Here is a 14,503-nt window from a genome sequence, read left to right as displayed (position 1 = left end):
TTGTCGGTAGAGTTTTTCCAACTCTTCGATACTTTTGTGTGGTTCTAGCTTTAACAATCTCGGCATGGCGATCGCCCAACTCTTACTATTCATCCCTTAATTTATCAGGTTTAATTTTTTTATACCGATGCTACCGGATTTGATATCAACTCTTCCCAGAAGCTCTAACTTTAACCAAAACCAAAGCGACAGAAAACGCCCTCAAGCAAGTCAAAAATCCCGACTTCCTCCATATTGCCACTCATGGATTCTTTTTATCCAAACCTACATCAGAAAACCCAACCAATCTTGATAATCCCCTATTTCGTTCTGGGTTAGTGTTTGCCGGAGTCGAAAAACAACAGAGTGGAGGAGATGATGGAGTTTTTACTGCTTATGAAGCCACCCTCTTAAATCTAGTCGGCACTCAATTAGTAGTATTATCCGCTTGCGATACAGGAATAGGGGATATTAGCGTGGGGGAAGGAATTTATGGATTACGTCGTGCTTTCGTTATTGCAGGCAGCGAAAGTCAAATGATGAGTCTGTGGAAAGTAGAAGATAATGCCACAAAAGACTTGATGGTAGCTTATTATCAGGGATTAAAAGCAGGAAAAGGACGCCGGGATGCGTTACTGGATATTCAGCGAAATTGGTTGAAAGAGGGAGAATATCAACATCCTTATTATTGGGCGAGTTTCATCTTTTCCGGGGATGGGACACCGATAGCGCTAGGCGCAAGTCAGAAGTAATCCCTGACTAAGTTTGAGCGTTTATAAACCTCCTAACCCATTTGCGTAGTACTATACTAATTTAATCAATTTCTACGATGATGAAAGTTTTGATACTTATTTTTGGATTTTAGTAATTATTAATATCGTCAGGAGGGAAAGCAAATACAATTCCTATTCCCCAAGCAATACTTGGTACTAAAGCAAAAATTATTATTTCTAAACCTGTCATAATTAATTTCCTACTTGATTTTTTTGTATGTAAAGTTTCTAGTTTTGATGCAGTCTACACGGTATCTACAATTTCTTGGGGTTTGTAGATGTAGAGTGGCTTATTTTAGTATCCCTATCCATTTTTTCCTTCTTTCTTCTTCCTTCTTCAACTAATTATTTATTTGTAAGTTTCTCTGGTTTTCTATTATATCTATTTTTGCTGTTAATCTAGTTAAGTTACTGTCAATAATTCGTTGATTAGTAACATGATCGTAAGCTTCCCATTCTTGAGTAACTTCTGTATCTTGCCAAATAAACCAGTTCCGATAAATTTCTCCACTATCAATATCATTACATAGAGGCAACCAATCATCTCCTGTAAAATACTCTGTTTCTTGAATGACTAAATTTAGACCTATTAAAGTTAATAATGTTTCTAAATTATTCAAGTCTTTCTGAGATAGTTTATGGGTTTTTCTATGGTTCATAAGTCTGATTTCCATGTTTTTTTATTGATTTTGTGAAAGAAAATTTTAATGTATAGCAGAAGAAAGAAGGAAGAAGAAAGAAGGAAGAAGGAAAAATCTTGCGTTGTCTGATTTTTAAGCTTTTGATCTGTCCGTGCCCTTTGCTTCTACTGCTATATTAACTATTTGATCAATTAGAAAGTAGGGCGGTACAAATTTTTCTAGCTATATACTGAATTTTAAATCTAGTTACCATCGATAAAATATTTGCTAATTTCTGATTTTATTAAGAGTTATAAATTAATTTAAATTGCTAAAGTTTATCAATCAATTCATCCATTTTCAAAATATATATTGTGTATTGAATCTACATTTTTCAAGGTATATTAAAAAATACTTCTGTAATTTATGAATCTTCAGTTTATCAAAATAATATGGGTCTAAAGCCCCACCTTTTAAGGCGAAATATTTTTGGAGAGTTGCTCAAATGCCCGTTAAAAAAATAACTTCTGACTTCTGACTTCTGACTTCGTTAAGAACCTTCTGCTATTGCTGAATTAGTATTATCATAAAACTCTAAACTATCTGGAATTTGAGCCTCAATCTCAGATATTCTTTGCTCAATCTCAGCTTGTTTAGCAGCAAAACTATCATAACTAAAATAAAAATGACCAAGAACTTTTCCTTGATAACTACGCTTAGTAAATTGCCAACCAGGTTCTAGAAAAATTTTCATCATTCCATTACTAAGTCCGCGACTTCTACCAATCATTTTTTTATCTCCTGTCAAGGAAATGCCAAATAATTTAATTTCACCACCAACATTCTGCAAAATTAATCTATGACTAACTGATAAATCATTACCATCTACCCGAATTGAATAGCCATTACTATCAGTAGCTCTTCCACAAATGCCAGAAAAATTAAAGTTTAATAGCAAAGGCTCAACTAAAATTGGATATAATCCTGCTTCACTTTCACTCCAGCAAGGTCTTTCATTAGAACGCTGCTCTAAAATAATTAGTTTATAACCAGAATATCCGTTTAGATCGCTCAGAGGCATTGCCGTGGCAATAACTTGATTTTGGTCAATTTCTACCTCGTCAAAAGTAAAATTTGCTTGGGCAGATATCGCAGTATTAATAGTAAAAAATATTGTGCTAAAAATAGTTAAAATTGAACGATGAAAAATATTTTTCATTGGCTTGCTCCCTGTTTTTTGTTTCTCTAAATACTTTAAAAAAATCGGCTTTTTTTTGTAGAGAATATTAGGATTTTAATTAAACCAGATTTAAAAAAATCTAGAAAAGCCTCAATTATGTTAGGCAGTATAGTTTCGAGATAAAAGCAGTTAAAATGTTGTTAATTAGTTAACTTCCTTAAATTAGAAAGAGTTAGCTATGTTCGTTAAAGTAGCATTCAGCACTCAGCTATGAGCAATCAGCTTCTCAAGGTGTATAATGAAGGTTTAAGTCCCCCATTAACAAGCATCACGCGCTTTTTTATCAAAATAATTGGGTCTAAAACTCCGCCTTTTAAAGCGAAATATTTTTGGAGAGTTGCTCACGCATCCCCTACTTCCCCTCCTGGGAGGGGTTAGGGGTGGGTTAACTTCTGACTTGTGACTTGTGACTTGTCACCCCGTGAGGTGGGGGAGTCAAACCCTTGAATTTTTAGCTGACCGCTATTTGCGTTTGCGTAGCATTTTGTAGAAAAGTATTCCGGAACAAAAAAGCTGATAGCTAGTTAAAATCATTTACAGCATTTTTGAGGATAGTGAGGTACAGTTATAAGACTATTCGTATATTTCCTGTTCCCAGCTCCGGTGTTCCCTAATAACTTCTGACTTCTGACTTCTGAGTCCGTTAAAGTGGGGGACTCAAACTCTTGAATTTTTAGCTGACAGCTATTTGCGTTTGCGTAGCATTTTGTAGAAAAGTATTCCGGAACAGAAAAGCTGATAGCTAGTTAAAATCATTTACAGCATTTTTGAGGATAGTGAGGTACAGTTATAAGACTATTCGTATATTTCCTGTTCCCAGCTCCCTAATAACTTCTGACTTCTGACTTCTGAGTTCGTTAAAGTGGGGGACTCAAACTCTTGAATTTTTAGCTGACAGCTATTTGCGTTTGCGTAGCATTTTGTAGAAAAGTATTCCGGAACAGAAAAGCTGATAGCTAGTTAAAATCATTTACAGCATTTTTGAGGATAGCGAGGTACAGTTATAAGACTATTTATTCGTATATTCCCTGTTCCCAGCTCCGGTGTTCCCTAATAACTTCTGACTTCTGAGTTCGTTAAAGTGGGGGACTCAAACCCTTGAATTTTTAGCTGACAGCTATTTGCGTTTGCGTAGCATTCTGTAGGAAAGTATTCCGGAACAGAAAAGCTGATAGCTAGTTAAAATCATTTACAGCACTTTTGAGGATAGTGAGGTACAGCTATAAGACTATTTATTCGTATATTCCCTGTTCCCTGTTCCCTAGAGCAATAAAACTTTATACCTCATCAACTCGATAACTGCTGTAAAATAAATAACAATAAAAATACAAATAGGAAGAAACAGTGGAAAAAAAATCAAAGCGCGATCGCGGACGAATTCTCACAACTTCTGGACTGAAAAAACTGAATGAAGCTATTGAAGAATGGAAACAACAGTACAACCTCAGAGCTACTCTTGCAGAAATTGAAGCTGAGTCTGGAGTGGGTTCCGACACCATCAGTAAAATTAGACAAGGGCGAGTCGGTGCAGACCTGAGTAAAATTCAGCAGCTTTTTGCCTCCTTTGGTCTGACATTGGATGAAGCAGACCACCGTTCGGGAAAACAGAGTCAAACTTCAAGTGAAACAGAACCTATTGGAGAACTTTTGCCACTACTTAATAACGAAGAAATAGTGAGTCACAATAGTTCCCAAGTTTTTATCAGTTATTGCAGTCAAGACCCGGATCGAGAATTGGCGCGACAGTTTGAAACGGCCTTGAATGCTGCTGGTCATCAGGTTTTTATGGCAGCAGACCGCATCCGTCTGGGAGAAAATTGGTTTCGGCGTATTAATGAAGAGTTGAGACGGTGTGACTATTTGCTGTTATTTTTGCCTCCCCAGTCGGTACAAAGTGAGTTACTGACCTATCAAGTACAACTTGCAAGGGAGTTACAATTTTCCCGACCCAACCGTAAACCTGTAATTTTGCCGATACGGGTAGGGTTTTCCCTGAGTACACCCCTCAACCACGATCTGCGGGGTTATCTCTATCGCATTCAACAACGGGAGTGGCGATCGCCAGAAGATAGTGTGGTCATTCTGAGGGAAGTTTTGACTCTTTTAGCTACTCCACCGGAGAATATTGCGTCGGAAGTAGAGGAACAACAAGAGACTTTACCTGCGGAAGAAATTAGTAGCATTGCATCAACAAATAGCGCTCCTTTACCCTCTGCTGAACCTGAAATACCGGGGGGACAAATTGATGTGGCATCTACTTTTTATATCGAGCGTCCACCTATTGAAGAACGTTGTTATCAAGCTATTTTGCAACCAAGTGGTTTAATTAGAATTAAAGCGCCACGACAGATGGGTAAAACTTCTTTAATGGCAAGAATTTTACACCATGCTACACAGGAAGGATATCGGACTGTACCTTTAAGTTTTCAGTTAGTAGATAAAGAGGTTTTTAGTAATCTTGATAAATTCTTAAAATGGTTTTGTGCTTATGTGGGACGAGAGTTACGTTTGCCTAATCAATTAGATGATTATTGGGATGATATTTTTGGTAGTAAAGTTAATTGTAAGGATTATTTTGAGAAGTATTTATTAGCTCAAATAGATAATCCTTTAGTGTTGGGTTTAGATGAAATTGATAGAGTTTTTCAATATCCTGATATTGCCGAAGATTTTTTGGGATTATTACGAGCTTGGCATGAGGAATCAAAGCGACGAGTTATTTGGAAAAAATTGCGATTATTGGTAGTACATTCTACGGAAGTTTATATTCCCATGAATATTAATCAATCTCCTTTTAATGTAGGATTGCCTATAGATTTACCAGAGTTTAATCCACAACAAGTTCGAGATTTAGCATCGCGACATAATTTGAATTGGTCGGAGTCAGAAGTTGATAAATTAATGACAATTATTGGCGGGCATCCTTATTTAGTTAGGGTTGCTTTATATCATATTTCTAAACAAGATTTAACTCTGGAAGATTTGCCGGAAAATGTAACTGCTGAAACGGGAATTTATAGCGACCATTTACGACGACATTTGTGGAATTTAGAAGAATATCCAGAGTTAGCTGAAGCGATGAAAAATGCGATTTCTGAAAATTATAATGGGCAGTTAACAGGAATGTTGGGTTTTAAGTTAGATAGTTTAGGTTTGGTGAAATGGCAGAGTAATAAATGTTATCCCAGATGTGAGTTATATCGTCAGTATTTTCAAGCGCATTTGTTATCGGAGAAGTAAGAAGGAAGAAGTAAGAAGTAAGAAGTAAGAAGTAAGAAGGAAAAAGTAAGAAGGAAGAAGTAAGAAGGAAGAAGTAAGAAGGAAGAAGTAAGAAGTAAGAAGGAAGAAGGAAGAAGGTGTTTAGTTATAAATAAAAGATGGAGGAGTCAGGAGTCAACCCACCCCTAACCCCTCCCCTCCAGGGAGGGGAACGACCGAGTCAGGAGGAAAAAAGAAGGGAGTTTAGTTATTTAGGAGAGAAGGAAGAACTAAAGGTACTGGTGGATTATAATGGTATAGCTAGTGGGAGCTCTTGCTCCCGTTCTAACTGTTGCTTGTTCCCGTTCTAATGATTTCTATGTGCTACGCAAACAGATATTCCTAAGTTAAAAGTAGTAATAGCAGTTGCTATAGTATTATACCAAGCGTGAAAAAATAATTTTTAACTTAGGCGACACTTCAATTATTAATTAATTAATTAACACAGACTGAATATTTTTTTGATAGTTAGCACCCCAGTTATTGTTAATTATTCTTATGCTTATACAAAATGTTCCATCTGAGCGCCATTCCAACATCTTTTTCCCCATCTCCCCCACTCCCCCGCTCCCCTACTCCCTCGCTCAAGAAAATTTTGATATTTCCTAATTATCTGGTAAATTTCTTGGTGGAGTTTCTCGACCTTGATAAAACTGTTTTTCTAATTGATTTAACCCTAACCAAGAAACAACTCCAAGAGGTAAAGTTAAAATCATAAAAATCATCCCAATTATATTTAAATATTCCAAAATTAACAGTAATAATAGGATAATCATCAACATAGCTGAAGTAGCAATTATTACTCCTATTTTAATTCGTTGTAAAAATTTTAAAGCATTGCGAAAACTACTACATTTTTTAGTATGAGAATGATATCTGTCTAATAATATTTCTGAATAAAGAGCAGAACTTAAACTTGCATTAGAAAATAACTGAGCATTATATTTATTCACCCAAGAACGCAATTCAAATACAAATAAATCTGCTTTTGTCGGTAAATAAAAAGCCTTTGAAAAATTCGGACTACCACCTTTTGCTTCTAAATACCGTTCTTGATGATGTAAAAATATTTGGTCATCTTCCAATACTCCATTTTGCCCAAGATGAGAATACCAACGAGGACTTAACTGAATAAAAAATTTGGGAAATGGAGAAGAAAACTTAAAAGGAAAACGAGCAAACAAACGACATTCTCCTTTCCGAATAGGTGTTGCATATACAACTGTTAATGTACGACCAAATTGTTTAGAAGTAAGGTCATGCCACATCATTGCAGGAGCAATAAAAGTAGTTTCTTGTCTTCCCAAAGTACCTTTTCTTGGACTTTCTTCCCAGACTCCTTTAAAACCCCATTTTCCAGATTCTACTACTTCTAATTCTACAGGAGAAACATTAGTACGGTTTCCCACAGTACGATGATGAGTATAAGGAATATGACTAGAATCTAAAACATTTTCCATTAATGTTAAAGCATCATAAGGTAAATCTCGAAAAGTATTTAAACAAACCCATTCATTAGAACTTTTATCAGAATTTTCATCTAAAACATCAACTGTAGGAATAGGTGTTTGAGCAGCATTTTCTACTTTTCCTGCATAGACAAATAAAAGACATTGACAGACTTTTGTAGGTAAAGATTTAACCGTTGCTCTTGATGATTTTTCAGCTTTACCTTCTTCTTTTTGTTGAGGAATAATTTCACAGTTTCCTCTGCCTGAAAATGCCCAACCATGGTAAGGACATTCTAAACATCCAGTCTCATTAATTCTACCTTGAGAAAGGGGTGCTAAACGATGAGGAGATTGGTCTTCAAATACGCGCCATTGATGGTTTTTTTCTTCCCACCAAATCACAATATCTCGTTCTAATAATGTAAACGGTGTAGGTTTAGTTTTGTCTAAATCTTCTACATAATGAACTGGATACCAAACTTCTTGCCAATCAAAATATTCTGGGTCAGTTCCACCTGCACTTAAAGGTATATTGTGGGAATTTTTTACAGCGTTAGTAATCATCAGAATGTTAATTGATTTAGTTAAGTTACCTAGTATAATATAGCTTTATGCCAAAGTATTTTATAGCTTGTTTTAATAACTCGCATAGGGTGTATTAGTTTTACATAACGCAAATTTTAGGAAAAAATCATGAATTATACAGCAACAATACTTGAAACAAAAATTGCTTTGAAAGAAGCTTTGAAGATATATCAAGGAGATGTTAAACACCAGAATGTTAAGGAAAAAATAGAGCAACTTTCTCAACTTAATCCTATAGTATAACCTACCCATAGCTCCCTTCTAGAATCTCAAGATTGGCTATTAATTAGCGCCCCTTCTTTTCCTCAAGGGGAGAAACTTTCTAATGGTAAATATGCTTATACTCTGGGAAGGTTAGCATTTAATATGTTTGAACCTAGCAATTTAAAGTTAGTTATTGATTCTGTTAGACAACCTGTTGTGTTGTTAGGAGAAGGGAAAAAACGTAGCCATGATATTGTAGTTGAGTTTAGTATTATTGATGAATTATTCCCACCATTAAAAGGTATTGTTCGTAATTTAGGTGTTTGTTATCCTGCCGATAATAAAACCTTACAAGTCGAATTTACTGGAGGAACTTTAACTCCACAAAAGGGTGAAAATTTGTTAATTTGGAAAGATATATTTAGTCAACGATAAATTATCAAAGAAAGGGTTGAAAGAACAATTAATGTCTGTATTTTTAAAGTTGATATTTGGGTTAGTGCCACCCAAAGGCATGAATACAGAAACAGGAGAAATTTCTTTTACAATGAAGCGATCGCCTAAAGGTCCTTTAGAAGTGCTTTATTTAGATGAAGAACTTCGCATTACACGGGGAGAAAAGGGAACTGTTCTAGTTTGTGAGCGACAGCATAAATAGTCGATCAAAGCTCAAATTTGAGTATTTAATTTATGAAGATGTCTAATAGATATAGCGCTGCGCGCAGGCAACAGGCAATAGGCAACAGGCAACAGGCAACAGCTCATCTGGGGGAATAAAAAACCGTTTGCGCAAGCATTCCGTAGGAATCATATAAGACTTTTAGCTATTGGACACCTCCTGCAATTTGTAAATATGCCAGCGCACATTGCTATATCTCCACAAAAGAGGGAGTGGTAGGGACGTTCCATGCAACGTCCGTACAGAGTAGGGGGAAAGAATTAATAATTTCTGTGCGATAATTGATTTGATTTTTTATTATTGGAGATGTCTATTGATATAGTCAAAACATACCGTACAACCCTTTGCTGACATGACGAGTTACTGGAGTAATATGGCAATGATAGAGATGAACGCCAAAAGGTTGAGCGTCAAATTCATAAATGGTTGTTTTCCCATGACGCACTGGACGCACTCCATCTACTTCTGCTGGATGAATGCCATGGAAGTGCATTGTGTGGGCGTGACCACCTTCGTTCTCGAAAATTATTCTGACTCTTTCCCCTTCTGTTGCTCTTAATGTTGGCCCAGGCACCCGACCATTATAGTTCCAACTAATAAAGGATACTGCTTGATTTAGTTGTAATTTAGAATTAATTGCTTTAATCTGAAATTCTCGGATTTGACGACCGTTTTCTTGTTTGATAATTCCATAATCAAATTCTCTTAGGGTATTTGTAGGATTTAATTCTATAGTAGAGTTGTTGGGAATTAAGCTAAAAAAAAGGCTAAAACCCTTATTGGTCAAAGTTTATAGCGTTTTTAAGTCCTAGAATCCTGAAAACCTTATAGAATAAGCTTTTGAGCATTGTTCAATTTTTATTTCCCAACAACTCTAGTATTGATGGCTGCCCTAGCTTCGAGTGATGATGACAATGCAGGTATAATATATTGAGTGGTAATGCCAGCTAAAGTTACTCCACTACCTACTAAACCTAGCTTTAAGAATTGCCGTCTGTTCCAAATTACTGATTTTTCTGGCTCTAGGGGATTAGCCATAGTTATAGAAAGTTATTGACACTTTTTATTAAAAAGTCAATAATTAAAATATAGTTATTTTCTATTTTTTTCAATAAGTAGGGATAAAAGTAATTCTGCTTACCTATATTTTTTGATTGATATTTGCTTGAGAAGATGAGGAGGAATTTTATATAAATAATTATTGGTTAAGCAATGTTATTTTCTAAGGTTGATGGGGAGAGGTAACAAACCTACCCCATCTCTGGTGTTGCTCAGAAAAGCTATTTAGTGCGATCGCATCAAAAAAATTAGGTTTATAAAAACGGATGCTTAGTTTCTAGAAACCGTTACGACCCCAGACTACCATCGAAATAGAGAAGCCGAACACAACTAAAAGTGAAACCCAGCCTAATGACAAAATATCCATAACTACATTTAGAAAAAGGTAAACATTTACTTCAAATTTTATAATATTTGATTTAGGGTATTTTGACTATCAAAAGTATCAAACAGAATAATAATATTAAGTTTATCGCAATTTGCGTATCAATTTAAGTATCTTAACCAGTCTTGAAAACAATAGTAAGATAAGTGAGACAAAAAACTGATGGTTGATACCCTTCGGTGGTAATCAATAATATGATATATGGTCAAATACTCATCAAATTTTACCTTTGCTGAAAGAATAGAATCTCTAAAAGCAGGAACTATAGCTGGTATTTCCCTATTTTTAACCTCTGGGGCGATCGCTTTCGGCAACAGCCTATTTTTGGCCCATAAGTTTGAGTTATTGGCAGATTTAGAAATTATAGCTCTAGGCTGGAATTTTTTGTTTCAGTGCGCCATTGCTTTTATTAGTGGTTTTCTGTTTGGCGTGACTTATCGTTATATTATCCGTCAGGACAGCAACCCCCATCTAAAATCCGGAGCAGTCGTGGCCTTTGGCAGTGTCAGAGGTTTGGGACAAATTGATGTGGGATTAAGTTATGAGGATAGGTTTCTTGATTTATGGCCTTTAATGGTCTTGGGTATAGAAAGTGTAGTGGCTTTTGCTGTGGCTGGCCTTGTTTTGGATTGGAGTATTAATCAAAAGTGGATAAAATCTTTTCCTTCTGTTCCTTCTCTACCTAATGAAGATGAATAAATATTTAGGGCGTTGGTGAATTACTGTATGATATTAACCTTAATTACTTAGGGCTTGCTGATTAAATATAAAAGCATTGACATATAAAGACAAGTGCCTTTTTGGGAACGAAAAAAGTGCGCCTGTTTCAGCTCTTCACGCTCAAAAAGTTAGTATTTTAGGCGCATAGTTGGGCAGAAAAATCATTCTTACAAAACGCCCGCTCCTACTTCCTCGCTCCCGACCCTTTTCTCCTGTCTCCTGTCTCCTGTCTCCTGTTTCCTACCCCTACTAAAATACTTTTTCAGCAAACCCTACTTAGGAGTCAGGAGGACCGAGTCAGGAGAAAGAAATGTGCTTTTCGGTCAATTCAGTAAAGACAATATCTAATCTTGCCATTCAAATAATTACTCTTAATTTACCTAAATTACTGATTTCATACCTCCAATCACCAATGGCATATTTAGCAATAAAAAAGCGGATAATTTTTGGTAAATAATCACAAAAATTTTATCAAAATAGTTGATATTTTTCTTTGGTATTGGAGAAAAATGAAGCAATCCGATTGCTCTTTCTCTAATCCTAAATAATATGTAATTTCTGGGCAGATATTCACATTTTTTAGACGGATTGCTATGATAATTTTAGAGATTTACTCTAGGTTATATTAATCAACTGTAGTCACGCAACATTTTTTTGATTTCCATATTATGTAACTCTTCTTGACCAATCATGGTACGAGCATATTCTTCTAAATATATACTTGCGTTTTCTACAACTTGCAAGAAGCTTTTATATAGTTGTAAAGCTTTAGCTTCATGGTTAAGGCTTTCCTTTAAAAGGTCTGGTACTGAATGTTGATTTGTTTCTTCAATTGGAGCAACTTTTAATGTTGGGTGACCTTCTAAACCTGTTAATATTTCTCCTGCTTGTTGAGCATGAAGTAAAGATTCATTTGCTTGGGCTTGAAAAAATTGTACAATTGGTATGCGATTAGGTCCTGTTACCATTAGGGAGTAGTGAGTATAGCGCACTACTCCTGCTAGTTCAAATTCCATAATAGAGTTTAATAACTCTACAGCTTTTTCTGTATTAAGTTCTATCATTTTAGTTTCTCAAGTCTTAATTTTTTCTGCTTAATTTTCACTTCTGAATTATATACATTTAATCAACAAAATACATTATTTTAACTTTTATTTAAGGATGAAAGATATTAATTTTCTCTATAGATAATTTCAATACAAAACCTTTTTCTACCCCTACTACTAAGTTACTACTAAGTAAATAAGGAATATATTAGTAGGGGTAAATAGTACAATTAAAAAAAACTTTTTTTAAATTAATTGTCTTCTGGTACTGGGGTAGGTTTTGCCACAGTTATATCATTCTTCACAAAGTCTAATTGTTGAGGACTAATAACTTCTTTGACCGCCAGTTCATTAATATCTTTGTAAGGACGATTTTCTTTAATTTTTTCTGGTAGCTCCGGTATGTTTAACTTGATTGCTAATTTTTTTAAGTCTGAGTCTGAAGCATCATTTATATCTATTTTGCTCATGTTGTCAGTAGCAGTAGATACTGGTGAATTTAAACTATTAGGACTAGCGTTAGGATCTACAGTTGGAGTAGTTGTATTTGCACAGGAACTCATGGCAATTAAGCTAGCAATAATTCCAGATAAGGATAGAAAACGAAAGTGATTCATCATATTAGTTAAGTAAATTTTTTGGCTCATGCTAAGACAATTAAATATTGTAAGGGGTCTCAAAAATATTGACAATTTTTTACATATTAGTTTTTTTTATTTTATCTTTATTAAAGTCATAATCCTATCATCTTATTTTTGATAGTAATAGTTATTAACTCAAAGTTTAAAAGCAATTTTAAATCTTTAAAAGATAAATAATGACAGAGGTGGCTAAAAGTGAATAACGAATGGGTGTGCTATTTGATTTCTCTGGCGTTGCTACTATAACCATCTCTCCACCCTGCAATACTTCTCAGACTTATGGGTAAGGGATAGCTTTGAAAGGGGGAATGCCTTCTGCCTTATTCAAAAAAAATTTTAAAACTTAATTATTATTTTGTCCACATATAGCATTACACAAATAGGTTAGGGAAATTATAAACACTCAAACTCAGTCAGGGATTGCTTCTGACTTATGACTTCTAACTTCTGACTTGCGCTACGCGCTATAATGCCCTCCCCAGGGATTGTTAATTTTTGTAAAAAAGTGTTTACTAAATAACAGAGATGTGTATGAAAGAAGGCCAAAAAAGTAAGCAACATAGATTTTGAGAGAAATAGTTACTCATGTCCATAATTCTCTATAAATCAAAATCCCATGGCTAAAATTTTCTTACTTTCAACATCCTATCTGTACAACTGTAAAAGTAATGAAGATGAGAAAACAGCTGTTAATATGGTCAACATTGGCCTTTGTCATCCCTAGTGCTTTACTCAGCAGTTGTCAAACCCAAACAACTGAAACTGAGACCGAGCAAACCCAAACAACTGACAATACTCCAGGTACTCTCAAACTTCGTGCCAACGGAGAAGACTTTGTCAGAGAAGGTTTCGTGACTAAAGATGGGTGGAAAGTGACATTTGACCAACTTTACGCGAATTTAGTGGAAGTCACTGCCTACCAAACAGACCCACCCTATAATGCTGAAACGGGAGGAAAACCAGAGGCAAAAGAAAAGGTCATTCTTGCTCAAACTAAAACAGTAGACTTAGCAGAGGGGGATGAAACTGCGGAAGCTATTTTGGTAAGTGAGGTATCTGCACCTCCTGGTCGCTACAATGCCATCTCTTGGAAAATGCCCAAAGCAACGGTTGGCCCTGCTCAGGGTTATTCTCTATTAATTAATGGCACAGCAACTAAAGATGGTCAGACTATACCTTTTACCCTCAAAATTGACCAGGAGCTAGAATTTACCTGTGGAGATTTTGTTGGAGATGAGCGTAAAGGTATTCTCCAAGGTGGAGATACCGCAGAATTGGAGGCAACATTCCATTTTGACCATCTTTTCGGTGATAGTAATGTGGCCTCAGATGAAGAAATTAATCAAGAAGCATTAGGTTTTGCACCTCTAGCAGCGATCGCCGAAGGAGGAAAAGTTGAAGCAGATATGGCTACATTGAAAAGCAAACTTTCCCCTGCTGACTATCAAAAGTTAATGGCAATTTTACCCAGTTTGGGTCATGTCGGTGAAGGCCATTGCCATGAGTCATTAGTAAGTCAAAATTAAAAAGTCAAAGATAATTTTTGTCTATTGCCGCTACGCGGAAGTTAAAAGTCAAAAGTCATGCATCGAGTGCGTAATTCTGAGGACACCTCAGAATGTAAGACGCACTCAATACAGTCAAAAGTATTGATTGGTAAGACTTTTAGGATTTTGTAACTGGTTAGTTATTTCTGCCATCCTGCACTAGTAATTTATTAGACTTTTAGCCTTGTAAGAAATCTCTTGAAGAAGGAGACAGGAGACAGGAGACAGGAGACAGGAGGAAAATTACATGGGGATTCTCACCCCAAGTAATTTTGAACACCGTGTAGACGGTGGGGTATTAAACCCACAAAGAAAT

At 35.6% G+C, this 14,503-nt stretch carries 14 protein-coding genes and 1 pseudogene; 7 read left to right on the top strand and 8 right to left on the bottom strand.

Features of this window, described 5'->3' with window-relative positions:
* Positions 1 to 176: 176 nt before the first annotated feature.
* Positions 177 to 731 (top strand): annotated as a pseudogene (locus F6K06_RS13570) (CHAT domain-containing protein); the annotation flags it as partial.
* A 362-nt stretch (positions 732 to 1,093) separates the two neighbouring features.
* On the opposite strand, the gene F6K06_RS13565 reads toward F6K06_RS13570, so the two are convergent.
* A complete protein-coding gene (locus F6K06_RS13565; protein WP_240041558.1) occupies positions 1,094 to 1,411 on the bottom strand; it encodes a hypothetical protein in 318 nt (105 codons plus the stop codon).
* 511 nt (positions 1,412 to 1,922) lie between these two features.
* Positions 1,923 to 2,591: a DUF3747 domain-containing protein gene (locus F6K06_RS13560; protein ID WP_124144546.1), complete on the bottom strand. Its 669-nt coding sequence runs from the start codon at positions 2,589 to 2,591 to the stop codon at positions 1,923 to 1,925.
* 1,365 nt (positions 2,592 to 3,956) lie between these two features.
* Between F6K06_RS13560 and F6K06_RS13555 the strand changes: the two genes are divergently transcribed.
* Positions 3,957 to 5,852, top strand: a complete 1,896-nt coding sequence (locus F6K06_RS13555; protein ID WP_287241502.1) for an AAA-like domain-containing protein — start codon at positions 3,957 to 3,959, stop codon at positions 5,850 to 5,852.
* 623 nt (positions 5,853 to 6,475) lie between these two features.
* On the opposite strand, the gene F6K06_RS13550 is transcribed toward F6K06_RS13555, so the two are convergent.
* Positions 6,476 to 7,885: a Rieske 2Fe-2S domain-containing protein gene (locus tag F6K06_RS13550; RefSeq protein ID WP_124144544.1), complete on the bottom strand. Its 1,410-nt coding sequence runs from the start codon at positions 7,883 to 7,885 to the stop codon at positions 6,476 to 6,478.
* A 129-nt stretch (positions 7,886 to 8,014) separates the two neighbouring features.
* Here F6K06_RS13550 and F6K06_RS13545 point away from each other — a divergent pair, with 129 nt between their 5' ends.
* The 3 genes from F6K06_RS13545 to F6K06_RS13535 all read left to right on the top strand — a co-directional run bounded on the left by F6K06_RS13545 (position 8,015) and on the right by F6K06_RS13535 (position 8,768).
* On the top strand, positions 8,015 to 8,149 hold the full coding sequence (locus F6K06_RS13545; protein ID WP_275670342.1) for a hypothetical protein: 135 nt from the start codon (positions 8,015 to 8,017) through the stop codon (positions 8,147 to 8,149).
* A 123-nt stretch (positions 8,150 to 8,272) separates the two neighbouring features.
* Complete coding sequence (locus F6K06_RS13540; RefSeq protein ID WP_240038909.1) at positions 8,273 to 8,545, top strand: hypothetical protein; 273 nt, start codon at positions 8,273 to 8,275, stop codon at positions 8,543 to 8,545.
* 16 nt (positions 8,546 to 8,561) lie between these two features.
* The gene (locus F6K06_RS13535; RefSeq protein ID WP_240038908.1) at positions 8,562 to 8,768 is read left to right on the top strand and encodes a PAP/fibrillin family protein; all 207 of its coding nucleotides are present in this window, start codon (positions 8,562 to 8,564) and stop codon (positions 8,766 to 8,768) included.
* Between the two features lie 343 nt (positions 8,769 to 9,111).
* On the opposite strand, the gene F6K06_RS13530 is transcribed toward F6K06_RS13535, so the two are convergent.
* The 3 genes from F6K06_RS13530 to petN form a co-directional block, all read right to left on the bottom strand.
* A complete protein-coding gene (locus tag F6K06_RS13530) occupies positions 9,112 to 9,576 on the bottom strand; it encodes a multicopper oxidase domain-containing protein (protein WP_338043167.1) in 465 nt (154 codons plus the stop codon).
* Between the two features lie 71 nt (positions 9,577 to 9,647).
* The gene (locus tag F6K06_RS13525) at positions 9,648 to 9,827 is read right to left on the bottom strand and encodes a hypothetical protein (protein WP_192901101.1); all 180 of its coding nucleotides are present in this window, start codon (positions 9,825 to 9,827) and stop codon (positions 9,648 to 9,650) included.
* 298 nt (positions 9,828 to 10,125) lie between these two features.
* Positions 10,126 to 10,215, bottom strand: a complete 90-nt coding sequence (gene petN, locus F6K06_RS13520) for a cytochrome b6-f complex subunit PetN (RefSeq protein ID WP_124144543.1) — start codon at positions 10,213 to 10,215, stop codon at positions 10,126 to 10,128.
* A gap of 219 nt (positions 10,216 to 10,434) precedes the next feature.
* Here petN and F6K06_RS13515 point away from each other — a divergent pair, with 219 nt between their 5' ends.
* Positions 10,435 to 10,932, top strand: coding sequence for a hypothetical protein (locus F6K06_RS13515; RefSeq protein ID WP_124144542.1), 498 nt, complete (start codon positions 10,435 to 10,437; stop codon positions 10,930 to 10,932).
* 650 nt (positions 10,933 to 11,582) lie between these two features.
* Here the strand turns inward: F6K06_RS13515 and F6K06_RS13510 are convergent.
* Entirely contained in the window at positions 11,583 to 12,017 is a 435-nt protein-coding gene (locus F6K06_RS13510) for a bacterioferritin (protein ID WP_124144541.1), read from the bottom strand.
* 233 nt (positions 12,018 to 12,250) lie between these two features.
* Positions 12,251 to 12,619: a helix-hairpin-helix domain-containing protein gene (locus tag F6K06_RS13505; protein WP_161564466.1), complete on the bottom strand. Its 369-nt coding sequence runs from the start codon at positions 12,617 to 12,619 to the stop codon at positions 12,251 to 12,253.
* A gap of 695 nt (positions 12,620 to 13,314) precedes the next feature.
* On the opposite strand from F6K06_RS13505, the gene F6K06_RS13500 reads away from it, so the two are divergent.
* Entirely contained in the window at positions 13,315 to 14,166 is an 852-nt protein-coding gene (locus tag F6K06_RS13500; RefSeq protein WP_287241509.1) for a DUF4382 domain-containing protein, read from the top strand.
* Positions 14,167 to 14,503 lie beyond the last annotated feature (337 nt).

It is taken from the genome of Okeania sp. SIO1H4 (assembly GCF_010672695.1).
GTDB classification, from domain to species: Bacteria; Cyanobacteriota; Cyanobacteriia; order Cyanobacteriales; family Microcoleaceae; genus Okeania; species Okeania hirsuta.
Note: the sequence above shows the minus strand (reverse complement) of the source record. Positions and strands in the feature narration are given on the sequence as shown.